The sequence below is a fragment of the Thermococcus cleftensis genome (genome assembly GCF_000265525.1).
Taxonomy (GTDB): domain Archaea; phylum Methanobacteriota_B; class Thermococci; order Thermococcales; family Thermococcaceae; genus Thermococcus; species Thermococcus cleftensis.
The window spans coordinates 285,708-309,586 of the sequence record NC_018015.1 but is presented as its reverse complement, the minus strand read 5'-3'; the positions used below and the strand labels follow the sequence as shown (position 1 = coordinate 309,586).

At 53.5% G+C, this 23,879-nt stretch carries 24 protein-coding genes; 14 read left to right on the top strand and 10 right to left on the bottom strand.

Features of this window, described 5'->3' with window-relative positions; all coding sequences use genetic code 11:
* Positions 1-744, bottom strand: a complete 744-nt coding sequence (locus CL1_RS01745; protein ID WP_014788196.1) for a MinD/ParA family ATP-binding protein — start codon at positions 742-744, stop codon at positions 1-3.
* Positions 745-885: 141 nt separating this feature from the next.
* Here CL1_RS01745 and tdh point away from each other — a divergent pair, with 141 nt between their 5' ends.
* The 6 genes from tdh (at position 886) to truA (ending at position 6,891) form a co-directional block, all read left to right on the top strand.
* The gene (gene tdh / locus CL1_RS01740; RefSeq protein ID WP_014788195.1) at positions 886-1,938 is read left to right on the top strand and encodes an L-threonine 3-dehydrogenase; all 1,053 of its coding nucleotides are present in this window, start codon (positions 886-888) and stop codon (positions 1,936-1,938) included.
* Between the two features lie 69 nt (positions 1,939-2,007).
* On the top strand, positions 2,008-3,510 hold the full coding sequence (gene pheS, locus CL1_RS01735; protein WP_014788194.1) for a phenylalanine--tRNA ligase subunit alpha: 1,503 nt from the start codon (positions 2,008-2,010) through the stop codon (positions 3,508-3,510).
* Between the two features lie 6 nt (positions 3,511-3,516).
* Positions 3,517-3,729, top strand: a complete 213-nt coding sequence (locus CL1_RS01730) for a hypothetical protein (protein WP_014788193.1) — start codon at positions 3,517-3,519, stop codon at positions 3,727-3,729.
* Positions 3,693-4,136, top strand: coding sequence for a PIN domain-containing protein (locus tag CL1_RS01725; RefSeq protein WP_048151762.1), 444 nt, complete (start codon positions 3,693-3,695; stop codon positions 4,134-4,136). The genes CL1_RS01730 and CL1_RS01725 overlap by 37 nt, the downstream gene beginning before the upstream one ends.
* Before the next feature lie 4 nt (positions 4,137-4,140).
* Complete coding sequence (gene pheT / locus CL1_RS01720) at positions 4,141-5,847, top strand: phenylalanine--tRNA ligase subunit beta (protein ID WP_014788191.1); 1,707 nt, start codon at positions 4,141-4,143, stop codon at positions 5,845-5,847.
* A 240-nt stretch (positions 5,848-6,087) separates the two neighbouring features.
* Positions 6,088-6,891 carry a tRNA pseudouridine(38-40) synthase TruA gene (truA, locus tag CL1_RS01715; RefSeq protein ID WP_014788190.1) on the top strand — a complete coding sequence of 268 codons (804 nt, stop codon included), beginning with the start codon at positions 6,088-6,090 and terminating at the stop codon, positions 6,889-6,891.
* Here the strand turns inward: truA and CL1_RS01710 are convergent.
* Positions 6,838-8,232: a DEAD/DEAH box helicase gene (locus CL1_RS01710; protein ID WP_014788189.1), complete on the bottom strand. Its 1,395-nt coding sequence runs from the start codon at positions 8,230-8,232 to the stop codon at positions 6,838-6,840. The genes truA and CL1_RS01710 overlap by 54 nt on opposite strands.
* A 73-nt stretch (positions 8,233-8,305) precedes the next feature.
* Here CL1_RS01710 and CL1_RS01705 point away from each other — a divergent pair, with 73 nt between their 5' ends.
* Positions 8,306-9,571 carry a UbiD family decarboxylase gene (locus CL1_RS01705; RefSeq protein WP_014788188.1) on the top strand — a complete coding sequence of 422 codons (1,266 nt, stop codon included), beginning with the start codon at positions 8,306-8,308 and terminating at the stop codon, positions 9,569-9,571.
* Here CL1_RS01705 and CL1_RS01700 read toward each other — a convergent pair.
* The 5 genes from CL1_RS01700 to CL1_RS01680 form a co-directional block, all read right to left on the bottom strand.
* A complete protein-coding gene (locus CL1_RS01700; protein ID WP_014788187.1) occupies positions 9,561-10,145 on the bottom strand; it encodes a hypothetical protein in 585 nt (194 codons plus the stop codon). The two genes, CL1_RS01705 and CL1_RS01700, sit on opposite strands and share 11 nt — an antisense overlap.
* A 73-nt stretch (positions 10,146-10,218) precedes the next feature.
* Entirely contained in the window at positions 10,219-11,136 is a 918-nt protein-coding gene (locus CL1_RS01695; RefSeq protein WP_014788186.1) for an ABC transporter ATP-binding protein, read from the bottom strand.
* A gap of 5 nt (positions 11,137-11,141) precedes the next feature.
* Positions 11,142-12,011, bottom strand: coding sequence for an ABC transporter permease subunit (locus CL1_RS01690; RefSeq protein ID WP_014788185.1), 870 nt, complete (start codon positions 12,009-12,011; stop codon positions 11,142-11,144).
* Positions 12,012-12,187: 176 nt separating this feature from the next.
* Entirely contained in the window at positions 12,188-12,979 is a 792-nt protein-coding gene (locus tag CL1_RS01685; protein ID WP_014788184.1) for an N-glycosylase/DNA lyase, read from the bottom strand.
* A 1-nt stretch (position 12,980) separates the two neighbouring features.
* The gene (locus CL1_RS01680) at positions 12,981-13,949 is read right to left on the bottom strand and encodes a beta-ribofuranosylaminobenzene 5'-phosphate synthase family protein (RefSeq protein ID WP_014788183.1); all 969 of its coding nucleotides are present in this window, start codon (positions 13,947-13,949) and stop codon (positions 12,981-12,983) included.
* A gap of 99 nt (positions 13,950-14,048) precedes the next feature.
* Here CL1_RS01680 and CL1_RS01675 point away from each other — a divergent pair, with 99 nt between their 5' ends.
* Both CL1_RS01675 and folP read left to right on the top strand, forming a co-directional pair.
* The gene (locus CL1_RS01675; RefSeq protein ID WP_014788182.1) at positions 14,049-14,366 is read left to right on the top strand and encodes a hypothetical protein; all 318 of its coding nucleotides are present in this window, start codon (positions 14,049-14,051) and stop codon (positions 14,364-14,366) included.
* Positions 14,347-15,165 (top strand): dihydropteroate synthase, encoded by an 819-nt coding sequence (folP, locus tag CL1_RS01670; RefSeq protein WP_014788181.1) that lies wholly within the window; start codon positions 14,347-14,349, stop codon positions 15,163-15,165. The genes CL1_RS01675 and folP overlap by 20 nt, the downstream gene beginning before the upstream one ends.
* Here the strand turns inward: folP and CL1_RS01665 are convergent.
* From CL1_RS01665 to sppA, 3 genes are read right to left on the bottom strand one after another with little or no spacing between them, the layout of a single operon-like run.
* Positions 15,155-16,150, bottom strand: a complete 996-nt coding sequence (locus CL1_RS01665) for an AI-2E family transporter (protein WP_014788180.1) — start codon at positions 16,148-16,150, stop codon at positions 15,155-15,157. The two genes, folP and CL1_RS01665, sit on opposite strands and share 11 nt — an antisense overlap.
* Positions 16,140-16,619, bottom strand: coding sequence for a PH1570 family protein (locus CL1_RS01660; protein ID WP_048151757.1), 480 nt, complete (start codon positions 16,617-16,619; stop codon positions 16,140-16,142). The genes CL1_RS01665 and CL1_RS01660 overlap by 11 nt, the downstream gene beginning before the upstream one ends.
* A 12-nt stretch (positions 16,620-16,631) precedes the next feature.
* Positions 16,632-17,633 (bottom strand): signal peptide peptidase SppA, encoded by a 1,002-nt coding sequence (gene sppA / locus CL1_RS01655; protein ID WP_014788178.1) that lies wholly within the window; start codon positions 17,631-17,633, stop codon positions 16,632-16,634.
* A gap of 94 nt (positions 17,634-17,727) precedes the next feature.
* On the opposite strand from sppA, the gene CL1_RS01650 reads away from it, so the two are divergent.
* The 5 genes from CL1_RS01650 (at position 17,728) to CL1_RS01625 (ending at position 23,833) form a co-directional block, all read left to right on the top strand.
* A complete protein-coding gene (locus CL1_RS01650) occupies positions 17,728-18,534 on the top strand; it encodes a sugar phosphate isomerase/epimerase family protein (RefSeq protein ID WP_014788177.1) in 807 nt (268 codons plus the stop codon).
* Between the two features lie 97 nt (positions 18,535-18,631).
* Positions 18,632-21,889, top strand: coding sequence for a COG1470 family protein (locus CL1_RS01645; RefSeq protein WP_048151755.1), 3,258 nt, complete (start codon positions 18,632-18,634; stop codon positions 21,887-21,889).
* Between the two features lie 6 nt (positions 21,890-21,895).
* The gene (locus tag CL1_RS01640; protein WP_014788175.1) at positions 21,896-22,345 is read left to right on the top strand and encodes a hypothetical protein; all 450 of its coding nucleotides are present in this window, start codon (positions 21,896-21,898) and stop codon (positions 22,343-22,345) included.
* A gap of 578 nt (positions 22,346-22,923) precedes the next feature.
* Positions 22,924-23,427, top strand: coding sequence for a hypothetical protein (locus tag CL1_RS01630; protein ID WP_148267261.1), 504 nt, complete (start codon positions 22,924-22,926; stop codon positions 23,425-23,427).
* A 49-nt stretch (positions 23,428-23,476) separates the two neighbouring features.
* Entirely contained in the window at positions 23,477-23,833 is a 357-nt protein-coding gene (locus CL1_RS01625) for a hypothetical protein (RefSeq protein ID WP_014788172.1), read from the top strand.
* The last annotated feature ends 46 nt before the right edge of the window (positions 23,834-23,879 follow it).

Genomic DNA, 23,879 nt, shown 5'->3' with positions numbered 1-23,879 from the left:
TCAGCCGAACAGCCACTCCTCGATAACCTCCCCCGTCTCCTGAAAGGCTATGGCGGCATCGCTGCGGGGGGCGTACTTGACGACGGGAATTCCAACGTTGATGGACTCGGGAACGTTGTAGTCGAAGGGGATCCAGCCAAGGACGGGAACATCAAGGTCCTCCTCAACAGCCTCGATGATTTTGTCCACCACGTCCGAGGACTCGCGGACCTTGTTGAGAATCACCCCGATGTTGAGATTGTACCTTTCTCCCAGTGCCTTGAGCTTTTCAATCTCGTTCTTAACCATAGTCTCGAAGGAGTAAATCGGTGAGCGCTCAATCTCGACGACTATTATCTGATAGTTCGCCACTTCAAACGTCGGCAAGGTGTCAAAAGGTATCCCCGTGGGCGAATCCACGAAAACGACCCCGAACTTGTACTTAACCCTCTCCAGTATGTCCACGAGCTTTCGGGGGGAGATGCCGAGGACGTCCTGAAGCTGAGTGCTCCCGGGCATCACGTGAACGCCAGTCTGCGGGTGCCTGTAAATCGCCCACTCGGGGTCCAGGTCGGGGTTTTTGAGGAGGGAGTGAAGCGTGTACTTGACGGTGTCAAGGGCAAAGTGAAAGCCGAGGTTGGGGAGGTACAGATCACCATCAACGGCCAGAACACGGTATTCCCGCATGGCAAGAAAGGTGCTCAGGTTCGCGGTGGTAGTGGTCTTCCCCGCGCCTCCCCTGCCCGTTACGACCACGAGCGCCATCTCCAGACCCCCAAGAGACATACTCAAAGGAAGATATAAGGTTTCCGATTGTGAAGGGGAAAACCAAACCCCAGAAACCCCGCAAAAGGTTTATATCGTCCCCGTTCAGATATCCATTGTAAAGTTAAGGAGATGATTGCCATGACCGAGAAGATGCCGGCCATCATGAAAACCAAGCCCGCTTACGGCGCCGAGCTCGTTGAGGTCGATGTACCCAAGCCCGGGCCGGGTGAGGTTCTCATCAAGGTTCTCGCGACGAGCATATGCGGAACCGATTTGCACATCTACGAATGGAACGAGTGGGCGCAGAGCAGGATCAAGCCGCCCCAGATTATGGGTCACGAGGTCGCGGGAGAGGTGGTCGAGGTCGGCCCCGGCGTCGATACACTGGAGGAGGGTGACTACATAAGCGTCGAGACCCACATCGTCTGCGGCAAGTGCTACGCCTGCAAGCACAACCGCTACCACGTCTGCCAGAACACCAAGATCTTCGGCGTAGATATGGACGGTGTCTTCGCAGAGTACGCCATAGTTCCCGCCCAGAACGCCTGGAAGAACCCGAAGGACATGCCGCCGGAGTACGCGGCCCTCCAGGAGCCCCTCGGCAATGCAGTCGATACCGTCTTAGCTGGCCCGATAGCCGGAAGGAGCACGCTCATAACCGGAGCCGGCCCGCTCGGACTCCTTGGAATCACCGTCGCCAAGGCCTCTGGCGCTTATCCGGTCATAGTCTCCGAGCCGAGCGAGTTCAGGAGGAAGCTCGCGAAGAAGGTTGGAGCGGACTACGTCATCAACCCCTTCGAGGAGGACCCGGTCAAGGCGGTCATGGACATAACCGACGGCGCCGGTGTTGAGGTTTTCCTCGAGTTCAGCGGGGCACCGAAGGCCCTCGAGCAGGGCCTCAAAGCCACAACCCCAGGAGGGAGGGTCTCACTGCTCGGCCTCTTCCCGCGCGACGTCTCCCTCGACTTCAACAACCTCATGATCTTCAAGGCCCTTGAAATACACGGCATAACCGGAAGGCACCTCTGGGAGACCTGGTACACCGTTTCGAGCCTGATTCAGAGCGGAAAGCTCAACCTCGACCCGATAATCACCCACAAGTACAAGGGCTTCGACAAGTTCGAGGAAGCCTTCGAGCTGATGCGTGCCGGAAAGACCGGCAAGGTCGTCTTCTTCCCGCACAAGGGCTGATTCCCCTTCTCCCATTTTCACCGCAATTCTTAAGTAACTCGCCTCAGACTCAACCAGGGAGGTGGCACCATGGAGCTAAGCTACCAGGAGAAGCTCACGCTCATCAAGCTCGGTGAACTCAAAAAGACCAGATTCGAGGAGCTCGTCAAGGCAGCCAACATCGAGCAGGTAGCGGTTATGAGGGCAGTCCTCGGCCTGCAGGCGAAAGGCCTTGCAAAGCTCCACGAGAGGAGCGAGCGCGTTGTTAGAATCACCGAGACCGGAAGGAGATACGGGAAGATAGGCCTTCCCGAGTGGAGGGCGTTGGGGATTCTCCGCGAGAGGGGAAAGGTCACGCTCGACGACCTTAAGACTGTTCTCAGCGAGGACGAGCTCAAGCCGATAGTCGGCCTCCTCAGGAAGGAGGGCTGGGCGAATGTTAAGAAAGAGGACGGGAAGCTCGTCCTAGAGATCACGGAGAAAGGCCTTAATGCAGAGGAAAGGCCCATAGACAGGGCATTGAAGCTCTTGGCTGAGAAGGAGGCCCTCCCAGTTAAGGAGATTGAGAAGCTAGTCCCGGTTAAGGAGCTGAAGAGGCGGAAGATAGGCGAGGAGGAGACGGTTACCGAGAGGGAAGTCGAGATAACCCCGGCCGGAGAGGAGCTCGTGAGGAAGGGCATCGAGCTGAAGAGGGAAGTTTCAGTTCTAACGCCCGAGCTCATCAAGTCCGGCAAGTGGAAGGAAGTCGAGTTCAGGAAGTTCGACATAAGGGCCCCTGTCAGGAGGATCTACCCCGGCAAGAAGCAGCCCTACAGGGCCTTCCTCGACAAGATCCGGAGAAGGCTCATCGAGATGGGCTTCATCGAGATGACGGTCGAGAGCCTCATAGAAACCCAGTTCTGGAACTTCGATGCGCTCTTCCAGCCCCAGAACCACCCGGCGAGGGAGTGGACCGACACCTACCAGCTCAGGTACCCGAAGAGCGGAAGCCTTCCTGAGAAAGAGCTCGTCGAAATGGTAAAGACGGCCCACGAGCGCGGTTTGGCCGGTTCGCGTGGCTGGGGCTACGTCTGGTCGCCGGAGAGGGCGATGCTCCTGATGCCGAGGGCCCATGGAACTGCCCTGGACGCGAGACAGCTGGCAAAGGGCGTCGAGATTCCCGGGAAGTACTTCACGATCCAGCGCGTTTTCCGTCCGGACGTCCTCGACAGGACGCACCTCATAGAGTTCAACCAGATTGACGGCTTCGTCGTCGGCGAGGAGCTGAACTTCAGGCACCTCCTCGGGATCCTCAAGCGCTTCGCGGTGGAGATAGCGGGAGCGAAAAAAGTCAAGTTCCTGCCCGACTACTATCCGTTCACGGAGCCGAGCGTCCAGATGAGCGCCTATCACCCCGAGCTCGGCTGGGTCGAGTTTGGCGGCGCCGGAATCTTCCGCGAGGAGATGACGAAGGCTCTTGGCATAGACGTCCCGGTCATAGCGTGGGGAATAGGAATAGACAGGCTGGCGATGTTCAAGCTCGGAATAGACGACATTCGCTACCTCTTCAGCTACGACCTCAGGTGGCTCAGGGAGGCTAAGCTGGTGTGGTGATGCAAAATGCCAAAGGTCGTTATAGAAATCCCCCCTGGGGTGAGGAGGGACTTCATAGAGCTTCAGGTTAGGAGGGCCATTGAGGCCGAGGTTGCGAGGCTCGCCTTCGTGGAAGACGTTGCAAAGAGGCTTAACCTCGATGAGGAAGACCTCGAGGAAATCGAGGCACTGAGGGAAGAGGCATGGCGGGAATTCAAGAGGGAGCTGGGACTGGGATAATCGTTGATACGAACGTGATCATATCGGCGCTGCTACCCAGGAGCTCCCGTTTGAGGGAGTTCCTGCTCACGACCGAGATTCCGCTCCATGCCCCCGACTACCTGCTCGTGGAGCTTAAAAAGTACTGGCCGGTAATCGAAAAGAAGGCCGTGAAAAGGGGCGTTAGCAGCGCCGAGCTGGCCCATTTCAGGGAGGAGATACTATCACGCATCATTTTTCACCCCCTAAGCGAGTACCGACCCTTCCTGAAGCGGGCCTACGAGATCTGCAGAGGATTCGATGAAAAGGACACGCCGTTCGTTGCACTCGCCCTGGCCCTGTCACTTCCAATTGTGACGAACGATGGTGGAATACTCGATAACAGGGGGCAATACGAGGCCCTGCCAATTGAAGACCTGTTGAGGTGATAGCATGCCGAAGTTCGATGTGTCAAAGCGGGATTTGGAGAGGCTCATCGGGAAGAGCTTCACCGTCGAGGAGTGGGAGGACCTATTCCTCTACGCGAAATGCGAGCTGGACGACGTCTGGGAGGAGGGCGGTGAGGTTTACTTCAAGGCCGACTCAAAGGACACCAACAGGCCCGACCTGTGGAGCGCCGAGGGGATAGCGAGGCAGATACGCTGGGCACTTGGGTTCGATAAGGGCCTGCCGAGGTATGAAGTCGGGAAAAGCGGTGTCACCGTTTACGTTGACGAGAAACTGAAGGATATCCGCCCCTACGGTGTCTATGCAATAGTTGAGGGCCTGCACCTCGACGAGGAGGCGCTGAAGCAGATGATCAACCTTCAGGAAAAGGTGGCCCTCACCTTCGGGAGGAGAAGGAGGGAAGTGGCAATAGGCATCTTCGACTTCGACAAGGTCAAACCTCCTATCTACTACCGCGCCGCCGAGAAGAGCGAGAAGTTCGTCCCCCTCGGCTTTGACGAGGAGCTCACGCTTGAGGAAATCCTCGAGAAGCACGAGAAGGGGAAGGAGTACGGTCACCTCATCAGGGACAAGCCCTACTACCCGCTCCTCGTGGACAGCGAGGGAAAAGTCCTCTCGATGCCGCCGATCATCAACTCGGAAACCACCGGAAGGGTGACGACCGAAACCAGAAACGTCTTCGTCGACGTTACCGGCTGGGACCTGAACAAGGTCATGCTGGCTCTCAACGTCGTCGTTACAGCTTTGGCCGAGCGCGGAGGAAAGATAAAGAGCGTTAGGGTGGTCTATCCGGACTTTGAAATCGAGACGCCGGATTTGACACCAAAGCCCTTCGAGGTCGAGCTGGACTACATAAGGAAGCTGACAGGAATAGAGCTGAGCGACGGGGAGATCAAGGAGCTACTCGAGAGGATGATGTACGATGTGAAGCTCGAGGGGGGTAAGGCCAAGCTCCTCTATCCTGCCTTCCGCGACGACATAATGCACGCTCGCGACGTTCTTGAAGATGTCCTCATCGCCTACGACTACAACGAGATAGAGCCGGAGGAACCAAAGCTGGCCGTTCAGGGCAGGGGCGACAAGTTCGTCGAGTTCGAGGACGCGGTCAGGGAGCTGATGGTCGGCTTCGGCCTGCAGGAGGTCATGACCTTCAACCTGACCAACAGGGAGGCCCAGTATGACAGAATGAACCTCGAATACGGCAGGAACCACTTCAACAATCCGCCGGCGGAGCTTGTGGAGATTGAGAACCCGATAAGCCCCAAGTGGTCGGCCCTCAGGAACTGGCTCCTGCCGAGCCTTCTCGACTTCCTGAGCCAGAACACCCACGAGGAGTACCCGCAGAGGCTCTTCGAGGTCGGGAAGGCGACGCTAATTGACGAGAGCAGAGAAACCAAAACCGTCAGCGAGAGCAAGCTGGCCGTTGTTATGGCCCAGCCGAGGGTGACCTTCACCGATGCGAAGGAGATCCTGGACAGCGTGATGCGCCACCTTGGGTTTGCCTACGAGCTCGAAGAGGCCGAGCACCCGAGCTTTATTCCTGGCAGGGTCGGGAAGATAATCGTCAACGGAGAAACCATCGGCGTCATAGGCGAAGTGCACCCCGCGGTCCTCGAAAAATGGGGAATCGAGATGCCGGTGGCGGGCTTTGAGCTGTTCCTGAGGCCCCTTTACACGGAGCCGTACCTTTAATCCTCTTTTGCCCTTTTCTCCAGCCCGATGAACATCAGCTCGAAGTTTATCACACTCAATATAACCTCAACGTCAAAGACTTTCTCCATATACTCACCCCGGTTCCAGTTCTCTCTGCCTCTTTATCAATCTTGTGGACTTTTTTTCGTATTCCTTCCAAATTTTTGGCTTGCAAATGTAAAGAAAATTGGAGGATTTTCAGGAGCAAGGCTTTTTATACCCCCCGCCAAAATTGCAACCATGAAGCTCGCCCTCAGGGTAGCCTACGACGGGACGGCTTTCTACGGCTTTCAGAGGCAACCGGGAGTGAGAACGGTAGAGGGGGAGCTGATAAGGGCTTTGACCAAGCTCCGGATAATTGAAAATCCCGAGGAGAACGACTTCAAGGGTGCCTCGCGGACGGACAGGGGTGTCTCGGCCTTCTTCAACGTCGTCTCCTTTGTTCCCGGCGAGCGGGCCGATCTGGCCAAGCCAGAGGTCCTCAACCACCACCTGAGGGACGTCTGGGTTCTCGGCGTTGCGGAGGTTCCGGATGAGTTTCACCCGCGTTTCTGGGCGCGGGGAAAGACGTACCGCTACTATCTGGTGGACGAGGGCTTTGACCTGGAGACGATGCTCGAGTGTGCCAAGCTGTTCGAAGGGACTCACGACTTCTCGGCCTTCGCGAAGCTCGAACCCGGCAGGGACCCTGTAAGGACGATAAGCTCAATCGTCATGACCCAGAGAGGGGGTTATTACGTGGTTGAAATCTCGGGCGAGAGCTTCCTCTGGGAGATGGTGCGTAGAATCGTGAACGCCCTCCGCTTCTGCGGTTTGGGATTGCTTGAGGTAGGAGAAGTTAAGAGCATGCTGGAGGGAATCTACACGAAAAAAATCCCGCCCGCCCCGGCTGAAGGTCTGGTCCTGTGGCATATAGACTATCCTGGCATTGAGTTCACGGGAGATGGGAGGGGAATTAAAAAAGCGCGGAGGGATCTCTTCGAGCGCTACTCAAGAGCTCTGACGAGGGCGGCGCTTTTTGGCGACGCTCTGCTCGAGCTTTGAGGCCATCTCTCGGTCGTAGTACCTGCCGTAGTACTGCTTCAGCGCCTTCTGCCTCTCGATGAAGTGGGTGAAGAGCAGCGGATCGTCGTCCTGAACATCGACTATGACTGCCTTCATTCCACTCTTGGGCCTCAGAGCACGGCCTATCGTCTGAATCGTCATTATGTCACTCTTTCCGCCGCCCGCGAGGATTATTGCCGAAATTTCAGGTATGTCCACCCCTTCCTTGAGGAGCGTCGAAATCAGGACAGGGATTTCACCGTTCTTGAAGGCTTCCAGGACTTCCCAGCGGTTCTGACTCTTTGAGCTGAGGAACTCTGCCTTCACTCCCTCCTTTTCGAGCATTTCCTTCAGAATCTTGCCGTGTTCGATGCGCTTGACGTCTATCAGGACGCGGTGGCCCTTCCTGGCCAGCTCGACGGCTTTCTCCACAACCACCCTGTTCCTCTCGTCGTTGTTCATAATCATATCCTCGTAGAGCTCCTTGTAGCGCTCGCTGAAAGAGGGCATGCTTGACTCGTATGTTATTATCTCGAAGCGCGGCTTCGCGAGGAACTTCTCCCTTATCAGGTCCTCGGCGCGGACCTCGAATATCGTCGGCCCGACGACGGCCTCGATCTTTATCTCCTCCCCCCTAACCCTTCTCCAGGGAGTTGCCGAAAGGCCGAAGCGATAAACTTGAGGGAGGCTTATTCCAAGCTGGTAGAACTTTTCGGCGGCCGAGGTCCGATGACACTCGTCAAACATGACGATGGCATAGTCGTTCTCCAGCCTCTCAACGCCCCTCGAGAGCAGCGTCTGTATCATCGCCACCGTGACGTTCCCCTCTTCCCATCTGTTGTCGCCGACGATTCCTGGCTCTAAACCGAGGACCTCCCTCACCTTCTCTGCCCACTGGTAGAGCAGCTCCTTTGTGTGGACAACTATCAGCGCGGAAAGGTCAAGCTCGTGAATTATCCTGAGTCCCACTACGGTCTTTCCGCTGCCAACAGGAAGAGCCAGGACCCCCATCTTCTCTCTGAGGGCCTTTCTAACGGCCCGTTCCTGATACTTCCTCAGCTTATACTCCTCGTTCCAGACCGAGTTGAGCTTAACTCCCCTAACTCTGCGTTCGTCTTTGATTCTGACCCTGTAGCCCTTGCAGTTGAGGAACTTCTTCACCCTCGGGAGAAGGCCAACGGGAAAGGTCTTCTCGTAGGGGTCGTATAAGCTCTCTGGCTTCTCCCACTTTCCGAAGTCCCTCTTGTATGTGAGAAGGTCGTATATCTTGAAGTACACCTGGGGATCTGCCTTCTCGATTCTGGCCAGTGCAGAGCCATCAGGAATGCGGAGGACCACCATGGACATGACCAATCGTCCGAGGTTTGGAAAAAGACTTTATAGGCCTTTTGGAACATGGAACTAGGGTGATGGAATGCTGAAGGAAATCCTGGGGAGATTTGAGGATACCGTTGTTGTCAAAGAACCCGTGTCCAAGGAACTTGAAATAACGCGCTACCTTCTGAAGCACAGGAACAGGCCCGTCCTGTTTGAGAACGTGAACGGCTGGACCGTTGCGGGCAACATCTGGAGCACGCGGGAAAGGATAGCGGGTTTCCTCAACACAAGCAGGGAGGAACTCATTCACCTGATTGCGGAGGCGATGGAAAATCCCTCACCATACAGGACCGTTGAAAACGCCCCCTTCATGAAAAACCCGACGGAGGATTTCTCGCTCCTCGAGCTTCCGATTCCGAAGTACTACCCGAAGGACGGCGGGCCATACTTCACTTCGGCGATGGTCATAGCGAAGGACGAGAACGGCTTCACCAATATGTCCTTCCACAGGATGATGGTCAGGGACGAGAAGACTGTCGCAATCAGGCTCGTCCCCAGGCACCTCTACGCGATGTGGAGGGACAAGGCGGAACACGGAGAGGAGCTTGAGGTGAGGATAGTCGTCGGGAACCCGGTTCACCTCCTCCTTACCGGAGCCACGAGCGTAGCCTACGGCGTCAGCGAGCTTGAGATAGCGTCAAAGCTGAGCGAGCTCGCCTTCGGAAGGCCCATCGATGTCGTCGAACTCGGTGGAATCCCTGTTCCGGTCGAGAGTGAGTTCGTGTTTGAGGCCAGAATCACGCCGGAGCTCGTTGATGAAGGCCCCTTCGTGGACATAACCGGTACATACGACTACGTCAGAAAGCAGCCGCTGGTGGTCTTCGAGAAGATGTACCATGTGGACGAGCCGGTCTTCCACGCCCTTCTCCCGGGTGGCTACGAGCACTACATGCTCATGGGCCTGCCGAAGGAGCCACAGATTTACGCCAGCGTCAAGAGGGTCGTCCCCAAGGTTCACGGCGTAAGGCTGACCGAAGGCGGTGCAATGTGGCTCCACGCCGTTGTCAGCATAACCAAGCAGCACGACGGCGACGGGAAGAACGCGATTTTGGCGGCTTTCGCCGGCCACCCGAGCCTGAAGCACGTGGTAGTTGTCGATGAAGACGTCAACATATACGACGACAGGGAGGTGGAGTGGGCGATAGCGACGCGCTTCCAGGCCGATAAGGACCTCGTGATAGTCCCAAACGCGAGGGGAAGCTCCCTCGATCCCTCCGCGGAGAAGAGCCTCACCGCGAAGTGGGGCATCGACGCCACCAAGCCACTTGACAGGAAGGAGGAGTTCGAGAGGGCTAGGCTTTAACCCCCTCTCCCTTTCCAAGAACCCTCAGCCGCTCCAGAACCTCGGCTTTCTCGTAGAGGTACCACAGCACTAGAAAGCTCACCCCCGTGGAGAGGTAGGGGTTGACGATGTAGAGCGGGCTGAGGAGCGCGAAGACGGCGTAGCCGAGCAGGAAGGCGAGGAGTGAGTGGGCGACCCTCCCAACTCCGAGCTTGTATGCGGCATACAGGCCGATAACGGCTATCGGAACCTCCCACGGGACAAGTATGAACTTGCCCCATAGGTGCCAGCCCGTTCTGGGAAGTCCATACCAGACGCCATCGGGGAGAAATGGAATCCCGCCCGTGAAGAAATCCGCTATGAGATGAAACCCGTTGCCAATGATGCCGAGGGGACCAAAGGGGAGCACGTAGAGAAAGGACACCATCCCGTGGTTGAAGAAGGTTCTCGTGAAGTCTCCCGTCATAAGGAGCATCTGTATGAAGCTGTAATCCGGGGCGGAGTTGGCAATCACGAAGAGACCGAGGAGCTTCCTGTCCCAGTCCCTCCATGCTCCCACCATGTAAGCTACGAAGATGTGCATGGGCAGTAGCATTTAACCACCAAACATGTTTGGATTGAGAACATAAAAAGTTTGCTGAACAAAAATGAATAACACAAGGTCGAACTCACCCCACCATCTCGAGGAATATCTCCTCGAGGCTTGGCTCCTTGACCTGCATTGTTAGAATCTTCGCGCCCTGGTTCGCCACAAAGTCATGAAGCTCCTCCCTGATGTCCTCAGGGGCGACAACGCGGTACTTATTCTCACCGAGCGGACTCACATTCCACTCCACCGAACTCCAGTCCACGGGCTTGTTAGTCTCAATGATGATAGTGTACCCCGCCTTTCTCAGGAACTCCCGCTTGATGTTCTCCAGACTGTCCTCGACACGGAGCTTGCCCTTCACTATTACCCCAACCGTGTCGCAAACCTCCTCCACGTGCGCGAGAATATGACTGGAGAAGAACACCGTCTTTCCAGCCTTCCTCTGCTCTCTAATAATCTCCTTGAACTCAGCAATACCCCTCGGATCCAACCCAGTCATCGGCTCGTCAAGAATCAAAAGCTCCGGGTCGTTGATGAGCGCCTGGGCCAAAAGGAGTCTCTGCCGCATGCCCTTCGAAAACTTCCCAACCTTCCTCTTTCTCGCTTCCTTCAAACCAACAAGCTCGAGGAGTTCATTGATGCGCTTCCCCTTCTCGGTTTTTGGTATTTTGAAAGCGTCAGCGATGATGTCCAGCGTCTGCTCGGGAGTCAGAAAATCCCAGAGCGTGGCGTGCTCCGGCATGTAGCCTATTCTCTTCTTTGCCTCAACGAGCTGGTTCTCGTCAAACTTGCCGCCCCTGAAGACCTCCTCGCCAAACAGTTCAATCCTCCCTTCCTGAGGAAAGATTAGACCGAGGGTGCTGAGGATTGTCGTGCTCTTGCCAGCACCGTTTGGGCCGAGGAAGCCGTAAACTTGACCCGGCTTCACTTCAAGGTTAAGACCGTCCAAAGCCCTAACGTCCTTGTAAACCTTAACGAGATTCTCAATCCTGAGCATTGACATCACCTCAGATCCATGCGGAGGAAGCGGTAGAAAGCGAGGGCGAGATAGACGAGCGTAAGGCTCACCAGTATCCCCAGGTTTGTGAGGTTCTCCCGTATGGCACCGCCTATTCCGATGTACTCTACCTGTGGGTTGTCCACGCTGCCAGTAATCTTGGTGGCGTCGCTCACGATGACGTCTATCTGGGTTGTCGGGACGTAGAAAAGATACTTGGTCTGGTACTCCTTGGTCTTTTCCCGGTAGGCGTCCCAGTCGGGGTGGTCGCTTATTATGGTATCCTTGGCGGCCATGAACTGGACTATGGCCGGCATTATCATGAAGAAGACGAACATCACCACGAGGGCCACGCCAAGGGCCGTGCTGGAGGACTTCACGGTGGTGGAGATTATGTAACCGAGGGCTATTAACTGCATCATTGCCAGGAGCAATAAGGCGTTGAGCAGGAGTGAGTCAGTGACGAGCTGGCCGCCGAGGGGGGCGCCCAGCCAGACAAGTCCAGCTATTCCCACCAGGGTCGTGAGGAGGAGTGCCATTAACACGACCACCGTGTGAGCGAGGAACTTGCCGCCGATGTAGCTCAACCTCGTTATCGGCTTGCTCATTGCAACGCGGAGCGTTCCCTTCTCTATCTCGCTGTTTATTGCCGTGGCACCCATCAGAAGGGCAAGGATTGCAATGAAAAATCCGCCGAGTCCGTTGATGTTGCTGATGAGGACTGAGACGGCCTGTTGAACAGTTTCAATCTCCCTGCCACTCGACTTCTGAAGGTAGAACCCAGGTATGTAGAGGAGCATCATCACACCGAGTATTACCCACAGTTTCTTAGTTCGAAGGCTCTGCTTAAACTCAAGCTGAAATCCCCAGAGCATAGCTTATACCCCCCAAGTTTAGACTAACAACAGGAGTATAAAAGTTTTGCTTTCGAGGTTGAATTGACAGTTCCCCCCAAAGGGGGAGAGGACAAAGCCTGCCATTCACCCGATGCATCGAATTCCGAGGTATGATCTGCCGGGGGAATATTTAAGCCCTTTGGGTGGGGGGATAATCAGAGGGAAGCCAGTCTCAAAACGTCCTCCCACTTCGTGCAGTGCTTTTTCAGCCGCGTGAGAACCTCATCGTGTCCCCCCAGAACCGGCCAGAGTATTGAATCGATGTGCAGCGGTGGAATACCGGTTTCCTCCGCGATTCCCCTCCAGAAGCTCACAGGGGGCTCGTTCGTGAAGCGCTTCGTGTAGGCGTTTATCCTCACGTCGTCGGGTATCTCGATGCCCATTGGGTAGGGAACGAATTTCCCAAAGGCTATCCTGCCGGCGTAGCCGAACATCTTGACGGCGAAGACGATAGTCTTGGCACTTTTCCTCGAGCCAAGCGTTTTCGCGAGCTCGTCGCGCAGGCGTTCCATGCCACTGAAGTAGTAGTTTCCAAGGTCTTCCAGGGAGAGGGAATCGAGGAAGGGCTCGATTCTCTTCAGTCTTTTGACCTTCCCTGTAACAAGTCTCCGGTTGGTTCTGGAGTTCGGCAGAAATCGGGAGTATGCTTCCGATATGCCCCTTCCCGGCGGATTTTCCGAAAAGTGCTTAGAGAACTCCCACCACCACATCTCGCCCTTCGCCGTCAGCTGATAGCTCACGAGGGAGTTTGCAATGACGAGCTTGATGAAGAGCTCATCGTTTTTCAGGTTCCCGTGGAGGTTTCTCAGCGCATCGAACTGGAGGTCAACCCGCTCCTCGATGGTTCTGGCGCAGTCGAGGCCGAGTTCGCTTAGAATCTCCCGGAGGGCCTTCACCTTTTCCTCGTCGGCCCGGTACCTCACCCTGATGAACCTGTCGAGGGTCACGTTAACCACCCACGGACCTTATCAACCTTTCAAGGAACGCGCTCTCCCCGATTATCTCCGCGCCGGCGTTGTTCGGAAGGCCGAGCTCGACCTTCGCCTTTATCCCGTGCTCCCTGAGGTAGTCTCGGGCCTCGGCGCTGAGCCTCTCGAAGTCACTCCGGAGGATCAGCCCGTAAACCGTTGGCCCCCAGGAGCTCTGGCCGTGGCCGTAGGTTTTCTCCGCCAGAAAGTCGAGTACCAGCTTAACGTCCTCCCTGAACTCCCCGCCCTGGTACGGTTCGAAGTGCTTTCCCACGAGCCGCTGTATCGCGGAGAGGTGTTCACCGAAGGTTTTTACGTCCCTCTCCTTCAAAGCGGGCAGGAGGCCAAGCAGTATTCTGTGGCTTATCTCCCTAGCGACGTCTGTCCTTCCGGCAAGACTCGCCATCACGGGCTTTTCCTCCTCCTCGTCGAGACCCGGCTTGAGCTCCGGAATAATCAGCAGAAAGGCCCACTCCTCTGGAAAGTCCGTGCGGAGTATCAGGGGAGGAATGCCGTCCCTGACGCCGCCGTCCATGACAAACCCGCCATAGGCGAAGGAATAGATTCCAGCACCGCCGTTCCTCCCCCTTCCAAGAACCTTGGCGAGCTCTTCGATTGGGACGTTAATGTTGTTAAGTCTTGCTATGGCAGTGCCGACCGCCAGGCTAAGCTGGGTCGTGGAGCCGAGGCCAACATGCCTAGGAATGGCTTTTCTGACCTCAACCAGGTAATTGACCCCGGTCTCGTAGGCGGAGTTCATTCTCTTGACCGCGAACTCGATGGTCTTCCTGTCCTCTCCCTCCGCAACTATCTCCAAGGAGTCGCTCTCGATGATTTTGACCTCGTAGCCACCCTCGAGCGCAAGGCCGAGGCTCCCAAAGCGCCGCCCGAAGGTGGCGGCCGGGTCTATGAGACCGAGGTGAAGCCTCCTCGGGGTTCGGATTATCACGAGCACCACCCGAAGACGTTTCCTTTGACCTCTTTTTAACCATTGATGGCCCTGCAAAAACTTTTAAGGATTCAGTGAATTACACCACACGGTGATAACATGGCGGAAGGCGACGACGCACTGGGGGTTATCCTGTACCTCACAACAATCTTCACGGGACTTATCGGGATAATAACCATAGCACCCCTCGTGGCCGAGCTGTACCTGTTCCACGTTCTTGACAGGCTCGACGCCAATGTGACCGACAAGGCCGTCCTGGCCGGTTTCAGCGCAATCAACGGCCTCCTCGCGGTTACGGTTCACTCCGGCGACCCGAACATCGACCCGATCCTGCCCACGGTCATAACCGCACTAACCTTTTTATTTCTGGCAATCAAGCTCGAGTCGGGTGCTGGCTATGAAGTTCGCGGGAGTTGATTTGAGTGAACCCAGAATAATGGGCGTCATCAACGTTTCACCGGAGAGTTTCTACAAGGGGAGCGTCAGAAACGACGAGGAAAAGCTCATCGAGACCGCGGTGAAGATGGTCAAGGACGGGGCGTCCTTCATAGACATCGGTGCCAAATCGACCGCCCCCTACCTTGAGACCCAGATTCCCGTTGAGGAGGAGGTAAAGAGAGCCGTCTGGGCGGTTAAAGCTATCCGGGACCATGTGGACGTGCCGATAAGCATAGACACCACGAACGCCAGGGTTGCAGAGGAAGCACTCAAAGCCGGGGCAGACATCGTAAACGACGTTACCGGGCTCAAAGGCGACCCGAGAATGGCGGAAATAGCCAAGGACCACGGGGCTCCTGTAATAGTCTGCGCCCACGGAGAGGTGAGGAATCTCAGCGACCCCGTTCACACGGTGATGGACCTCCTCAAGGAAAGCCTCGTCATAGCTGAAAAGTACGGGATTGAGGAGATCGCCATCGACCCCGCGATAGGATTCCTCCGCCCGGAGTGGCCGCCGTGGTACGAGTGGGACTCCAGGGTTCTGGCCAACCTGAACGTCCTCAAGACCTTCGGAAGGCCAATCCTCGTAGGCGTCTCGAGGAAATCATTCATCGGGGCCATAACCGGCAGAAAAGACCCTGCGGAGAGATTAGCTGGCAGCCTCTCGGCGACGGCCATAGCCGTCTTCAACGGCGCCCACATAATCAGAACCCACGACGTGAGGGAAACGCTGGACACTGTCAAGATGGCGGCCTTCATCAAGAGGTTCAGGCCATAGTCGCTTCCCTCGTCTTCTTCCACTCCTCCAGGAGGGTGCTGAGGAGCGAAAGGGCAACGGGTCCGATTATTATCCCCACGAAGCCAAAGGCTATGTAGCCCCCGAAGATGCCGACGAGACTTATCAGCGCATTGACACCAGTTTCTCTTTCCCCCAGCCGTGACCTCAGGAGGTAATCGGGGAGGGGGGACACGAATGCCGCACCATAAATGGCAAGACCCACCGCCGAGATCCAGTTTCCGATAGTGAAGAGATAGACAGAGCCGGCCAGCCAGGTTATCCAGCCACCCAGGACCGGAAGGAGCTCGAAGATTATCGTAAATATACCCACCGCTATGGCCCCGCCGGCATCTGCCACGGCAAAGATGTAGAACCCCACCGCTATGGCCGCGCCCTTGAGGACGCTCACGGCAAGCCAGCCCCTCAGAATGCTGTGGAGCGTCCTCCCAGCGCTCTCCAGGAGTTTGATGGCAAGCTCCCGGTTGTCCCTGGGGAGTAAAGCGTAGACCTCCTCCCTTATTGCCCGGGTATTGACGAGGATTCCGTAGAAGGCGAAGACCATGACGATGGCCTGGAGGGAAAGCTTGGGCAGGGAATAGGTGTATCCGAGGACGTACTCCTCGAAGCGCCTCGGTATGTCCTCAGCCAGGCGCTGGATAAGCTCGTAGAGAGCGAGGGGCAGGTGGAAATCGAGGAGCCACTGGAAGAAGGCGTTGATGTAGTACGCCAGGGACTGCTTGACGTCGTTTATCCAGAGGGCAAAGCCGATGATGAAGAGGAAGGTCAGAACTGTTAGAACCCCGGTTATGGTAAAGGCAGAAATCCTGTTACCGACCCGTCTCGCCAGCCTTTCGTGGAAGGGATAGAGAATGTATGCGAGGGTAACTGCAAGGATAAGGGGCGAAAGGATAGGGCTAACCGTCTCCCACACGAGGTAGAGGACGAGAACTGAAATCACTATCCAGACGGCGGCCTCAATCTCCATCGAGCATCCCCAGGTACTTCAGTATCAGCTCCCGCGCGCTGGGCTTGCTGAAGATTATCAGGTATCCTCTCTCGTCGAGGAGGAAGTTCTTTCCCAAGGCTAATAAACCTTTCTTGAGCTTGTGAACCTCTGCCCTCTCGAGGTTTATGCTCTCAACGATTTCTTCAGGGGCCTTCGTTTCCCTCAGAGCTTTTTCCAGCCTGTCGAGGACGGCCCTGTTGAGGAACTTTATGGGGTTCGGCCTGAAGTCCCCGGCGGCTATCTCGGAAGGGTCCATATAGATGCCCCAGAACTCCTTGGCGCACTCGAAGGGGTACACGTAGTCCTCCCCGTAGTCCGACAGATACAGCTCCCGTATTACGGCGAGGAGAAGCCTTCTAGCATCACCTCCGTAGAACTCCACCCTCAGCTTGAATCTCCCGTCCTCGAAACCGTTCTCAAACACCTCCAGCCTCTCCTCGCAGAGCACGCTATCACCCCCTCAGGGCTTTAGGTAAGCGTTCACGTATCGAGGATCGAGCAGGAGGGCGGTGCTTCCAAAGATCCCAAAGTTAGAAGCCCCTCCGCTCCCATAAATAACCACGCGTGGTTTGGTCACGTTGAGCTCCTCGGAGAGGACGGCAATAGCTCTATCGATGTCGCCGGTCTCGTCCACCAGCGAGCCGGTAACGTTCATCGCGAACCACGTTCTCCCGGTAGCGTAAAGCCGGGTCTCGTTGAGCGGCATTCCCCTGCCGTCGCTCACGACCTGAAGGAAGGCCTGGAAGTATGTGTCTATGCTGTCCGCGATCATCTCGCGCTCGTCGTCGCTCAAACCGCGCCACTCGGCTCCCATGTCCTTGTAAGGCCCCGTTTTGAACACGTCCACCTTTATGCCGTTCATCTCGTAGTTCTTCTGGAGGTCGTAGTGGACGTAGATAACCCCAATGCTCCCGACCTCTGCCAGGGGATCGGCGACTATCTTCTCGGCGGCAACAGCTATGTAGTAGCCGCCAGAAGCCGCTATGCCGCCGGTGTAAGCAACGACCGGCTTGATGAGGTTAAGCTTCTTGACCGTGGAGTATATTTCCCTGACAGGCCCTATGTAGCCGCCGGGGCTCTCTATCCAGAGAACCACACCGCCTATAGAGTCATTCTCGGCTACCTTCCTCAGAAGGGGCACCACCTGGAGGGCCGTGTAGTCGTCTATCAGCCCGAATATAGGAACCACGGCGATGGTCGTGTTCCCCTCCGGCCGGTTAAGCTCCCTCAGCTGTGCCTTCAGAAACTCGACCTGGCGCTGGAGTTCGTCTATCTGAAGCAGGTAGGAGGTCTCGTTGCATGTGGAGTTGAGAGACGTCTCCACGACGACGGGGGTTACGTTTGACGGCGTGTACGACTTCAGCTCGGAGGCCTGCATGTACAACAGAACGACCGCCACGCTTGAGACTGCCAGCAGGAGGACGAGAACTGCCGAAACGTACTTCCATATGTTTTCCCTCATTCCCTCACCCGGAGAAATTTTGGGCCGGGACTTTTAAACCCTGCCCTCGCTAAGCTTTTATATCCGGCACTCTACTCTCCTCTTAGGTGATATCATGGAGATAGGAGTGACAGTTTACCCGCACTTCGTCACGAAGGACAAGACCCTCGCCTCAGTTCTGGCGGACGTCAAGATAAAGAACTACGACTTCGTCTCGATATTCCCCCACACCTTAGGCCTCATAAAGAACGGCGTCGTGGTTGAGAAGAAGCTCCGGAACGTCGAGACCACGCTCAGGGGCGTTGGCATAGACTACATCGTAAGAATGCCGACCTCCGTCAATCTGCGCGACCACATCTACTACACCAGGCACTTCCGCGTCGCGAGGGCAATAGCGGACGTTGCCATAAAGCTCGGCGCCAAGGTAATAGTCATGCAGAGCGGTAGAACTGGAAGGTTGGACCTTGAAATAGAGGCCATTCAACAGCTTGCCGACATGGTTCACCCCTTTGACATAAAGATAGCCCTCGAGAACACCTTCAGCGTCAAGGACACCCTCTACGTCGTCGAGAACGTGAACAGGGAGAACGTCGGCTTTGCCCTCGACGTGGCCCACGCCTTCCTCAGCGCCCAGGGCGACGCGGACAAGCTGCTGGAAGATGTGAAGCTTGGCACTGACAAGACGATAATCCTCATGATACACGACAACTTCGGAAAGCTCTTCCCGCAGGTTGAGCCCGAAGATGCCCTCGCCTACGGTGTCGGCGACCTTCACCTCCTGCCGGGGGAGGGCAACATACCCTTTGGAAAGGTGCTGAGGCTCTTCGGCGAGGTTCCCCTCCTCCTCAAGGTCAAGAACCCGGAGAAGTTCGCGAAGGTTCCAACGAAGCAGGGGTTGATAGAGCTTCTGACGAGCCTGTGATTTTCCGTTTTTTGCGTACTATTTTTAGTGGTGTGCAAAATGTGTATAGGAAAGTCCTTTAAGTTCTAACTTTAGTTAGTACTGCGGTGAAATCTCGATGAGGAGGGCGGTAGGAGTACTGTTGGTAATCCTCCTGCTGGGGTCGATGGTGACGGCGGCGGGAAGTACAGCCCAAGCCACCAGCCTCGAAACCCAGAACGACCCGTACGAGAAATTCTGGGAGATACTCAACAAGGAAGCCGAACTCGTGGTTCAGTTCAACGCCACCAGGAACACCACCCTCGCCCAGGAGTTGATTCAAAACTCTCGCCTTGGTGCTGAAAATGCCGCCAATATTTCAGCCTTAATCTGGCAGGCTCTGGAGGAACTGAAGGCTTCTGGTGTAAAGACGTACTACACTGCCGAAGAGTTAAGGGAAATGGCTCGGAACATCAGCCGGAATGGCCTCCCCCAGGAGACTGTAGAGGCTTTGAAGGCTCAAGGCTGGAGTGACGAGCAGATTCAAGCTTTGGAAGAGTACATTGTTAGAAATGCAGACGAGATTAACGAGGACTTCAACATGACGGCCTTTCTCGAGGAGTTTTCCATGGCCTTCATTGATGTTGCCTTCAAGTACAACGAGTACGAAACCTGGACACTAGAAAAATGGAAATGGACCCAGCCCACCGGAATCACTGGAGGGGACAACAGAACTTTAATACACCCACTGTTACTGAGGGGGTGGGTTGAGTTCTACCGCTCATACGTTGAAGGTGACTACAAGAGAATGAGGGACTCCATCATTCCGCTGAGAGAGTCGATGTACGAACTCATAACTTACTCCTCGAACAGTCCAAAGCAGGTGGAGCTGGCGTTCTTCAACGGTGAGAGCATAACAATCACGACCGGAAACCTGAGGGGAGTCCTTTGGGGCCATGATGGATCGATGGCATTCAGAATTGAGCAGGAACATTTTGACCGAGATGGATTTGAAATAAACCTTACGACGTATTATTGGCCGGGCGCTCTGGAGGCGTACAAACTAACTTCCGACGTACTGGTGCTTGTGAATGCGATGAAGCAGGGCAACAATAACCCTAAACTCCCGAAGATGCTCAATCAGAAGGTGGCGGAGCTTAAGGACGCCCTCGAGGTCACCGTTGTATCCCGCGAGGTCATAACCAACCCAGACTACAAGAAATTGCCCCCAAGTGACCCTATAACCCCGATCGACCCGATAAATCCGGAACCTCTCAAAAACTCCATCAAGGGCGTTGATGGTGGAACGCTTACTCCTACGGAGTCCTCTTCAAACCAGATCCCCGTCATTCCGGCAGATGAGATAATGAAAATTGCCTCGGATCCGGGTTCCTTAGAGGGCATACTGAAGGTTGATGACATCGAGGTAAAACCACTAACAAGCGGTCCAAACTACGTTAATTACCGTGTTATCGTCCACATGCACACGGAAAACAACGCTGTCAAAAATGTTAAGATTAATCTCCATGACTATTCAACGGGCCGTTCTGACTCAGAAACCATCTCGCAGATTGATCCATACATTGATTATAATTGGGAGAGCAAAACCTTCAGTACGTCTATTAGAAACGAAAACGGAAAGTTAACCGCGACGGGGGAAATCGAGATAACGTACACCCCAGAATGTGATAAATCCCCACTTGGTTCTAGAGAAGATGCACCCATATTATCAAGCTGCAGTGCTAGAACGATCACAGAGCAGTACTCCGCAACCTTTGACCTCAGCTCGTCAGTGGACTGGAACTTGGTCGGGATTAAGATAGAAACGTCCAGTGATGACATTACGGAAGGGGACAGTGTAACTTACAAGGTCGTAGTCGAGAATAAGAACAATGTGGCACTGAATGGAGTGGATTACTCCGTCGTCATTCCTTATTCCGATTCGGGTTCGTGGAAGTATTCAGGAACGGTCGATGTTCCGGCAAATGAAGAGGTTACCATTATTAAGAAGACGGTAACTTACGAGGAAGCTGGCACTTACGTTGCCAGCGCGTCAATCAAATGGGACGGGAACTCCAAGAGTGTCAAGAAGAGCGTTACGGTGAATTCAGAAACTATAAGTATGAACGTTGATTTTTCACCAAATAATCCTACTGAGGGGGATAGTGTGGAATTCGATGTGAGCCTCAAGAATCCCACCTCAACGTCCAGAACCGTAACGGTAAAGCTTTTCATCGATGGGGTTGAAAAATCAAGCAGGACTGTTACTCTTCATGGTGGAGATTCTATGATAGTCACATTAACATGGACCGCTCAGGCTGGAGAGCACGACTGGAGGATCGAGGCCTGGGAAGACGGGAAGCTGGAGGATTCAAGGAGCGGGACAATTCGTGTTATCTCAGAGAGTGATCCATGTCCTGAGGGAGAATACTGGACTGCATGGCTGGAGGTTAGTCCGACTGAGATGGTGGGAGAAGGCAAAGTGCATGTAAAGGTAATGGCATCATACTGCAGTGCTCTTCCGGATGTGGGTGGGGACACAATAGACTTGCTGTATCTTGGGGGAAGCGTGTACTTGGACGGCAAGGAAATACACTCATTTGACACGAATGCCAACGGAAATTACTTGTTAGTTGGTAGGACGAGGGTTATAGATGAGTTTGATTGGCCTGTGAGTGTGGGGAATCACAATATCACATTGAAAATCAAAAACATCAGTGGCCTTTTAGATTACATTAAAACCAAAACTGACAGTGTCAGTGTTAGAGTTTCACCCCTCGAGTATTCTCTAGAACTGACCGAAATCTCCTGCAGTGGTCTCAACTTTAACTTTAAAGCCAGCAGACTTTATACTCAGGGAAGCTACGTCTCATCACTGGAATGTACACTCAAATTCAGGAATGTCAACGATGTGCCAGTACATATTACAGAGTTAAGCACTGAAATTTCAGTTAGTCCACCTGATTTAGAAGAGGCGGTTCCAGATCATACAACAGTCTCAGTAAACGAGGATGTAAAACCCGGTGAATTCATAACGATACAAATACAGGACAGGACCGTCACAACAGATCGCCAAATGCTCCTCAGAGTTGATGGAACCACCGCCACGTTGTACTTGGACTACACGGTGGAAGGCATGATTAACGGAGTCAGCAAAATAGTAGTGAAAGGAATTGCAGAGAGTACATTACGCCTCAGCGTCAATCAGGGTATTGTATATGCAGACGTCACTGCAGACTTGTTATTACTCATAGAAGGCCCCAAAGTCTCTAGTAAACTCACAAAGTGGTTCCCAGTAATAGATAAGATACCTGGAGGAGATGCAATATTGAGCTTCATTAGCGGACAGCCCATAAAAAATTTCATCTTATCAAAAATTTCAGAGCATCAGGGGTGATTTCCTATGGGACTAACCTGCAGAGATAGATTTCAAATTTATAAAGTGGGGGTGGCTCTTGCAGTAACGTTATCGGCAACTCTCGGTTATCTATTCTTTTTTTCTCACAGTGTAATCACTTCTATTGAGCTGACTACCCCATATTTGTTAATCCTGGGATTATACAGCCTCGATGCCGTGAGATTCATTATTAGAAATTGCATTCTCGGGTATCAAGTTTCAAAAAAAGAGCTTGAAGAAATCATAATCTCAACACAACAGCGCTTAGAGCTAAAGTACCTCAGTGCCCCAATATTATTCTATGCCTGGCTTGCATTTGTTATGTATATCCTCTCCCGGAACCCACTAGCGATATTGCTAGTACCCCTATGGACCGTTGATCTGTACATAACCATGAGAACAGCATTATCCTGTGCGAAGGAGTGTCTAATGACAATTGAAAATAATATCCGATAGTGTTAAACCGATGAACGGATGGTTGGATCAGATTCTTAAATCCTTATTCGGAGGATGAGGGCTATGAAGAGTGAACGGTACATCTCTCGTCGGGGCATACTAGCACTTCTCGTATTGTGGGTAGTTACTATTTGCTCCATGCCACTTTTTGTTTTTTAAACTGGGGGCTTGACCCGGAGAAAATTGAAGGCATTATTATCATCACAGTTGTGTTCGGAATCTTTTTTGTATTCTATGAGATAACTATCGTGGAGTTTATTATTAGATACTGCGTTACCGGGAGAAAGCCTGATAAAAAAAGCCTCTCACGGGTACTTGGCTCCATTAGTAGGGCAACTGATATAAGAAACTTCTGGTCCATAGCGTTATTGTATGTATTTTTCAGCCTGCCCATGATATACAAAGATACAAAATTTGCCATTAGTGCCATCCTGTGGATAGCATCGACATATCTTACGGCGTATTTTGCCAAACTCTAGTGTCTGTGAGGAATTTCACAACATGACAGACTAGTGCTTTGGATTCCTAAGTATTGAGTTAAGCTCATTAAGAAGGACATAGTTTCCCTAATAGACAAAATGGGAAGGGTGAGTATTGTGAAAGCATTAAAACAGGGGATACATGCCATAACTCAACGAATGAATCTAAAACATCTGATGATCCTATGGACTGTGACTGTACTTTCCAATATCGTTTTCTCTTTGCATGTGCTTAACGACTATTCAGAGGCGATTTCCAGTGCTCTTAAATTTTCTTTTGCTTACTTTCTCCTTTTGGCAATATACAATCCATACTCTATCGAAGCATGTATCAAAAACTGCATACTTGGATATATCCCATCGGATCAAAATATTCGAAAGGTCATTAATGCTATTGAATGGGCAGTTAACCCCAGAAAGTTCATTGCACTAGCTACATTTTACACATTCTTTGGAGCATTTATCGCGTACAGACAGCCAGTATTTTGGATAGTCATAATTTTGTGGAATATCTCTGCCTATTTCACTCAACATGCGGTTAAAAACTGCCTAAAAGAAAAATATCCTAATCGATACAAGATAGCTATCAACCAAAAGAGTTGATACTCCACATTACCTAAAACTGAAAATAAGATTGGACTCAGGTGAGTATATGAACCTTGAAGGCATTATCACGGCAAGGTACACAGGAAGCAAATACTGGAACAGCGATGCAAATGCCGGCATTATGAAAGGAACCGCAATGGCATTCTCACCGTTATTATTGTCAGGATTGGCCACTTTTTCAGAGATAGCAACCGTAGAATCGTCAACAGGAGTAGAACTTGCACTTGCAGGAAAGGCTAAAGTTGCATTTGAAGCCACCTTTGGAATATATGGCAAGCTTGTAGGAGGAAGCATCGGGATGTATAATTTAGCTGAAATTGTTGCAACGAATAAGTCAGCGAAGGAGAAAGCCAAAAAAGTGGCTGAATATTTCCTAAAGCCTCTGTTCCTTCCAGGGGGTTGATAACATGTCAGGAGAGTATCTGCTAATGGTGCTCCCGTGGGTTTTC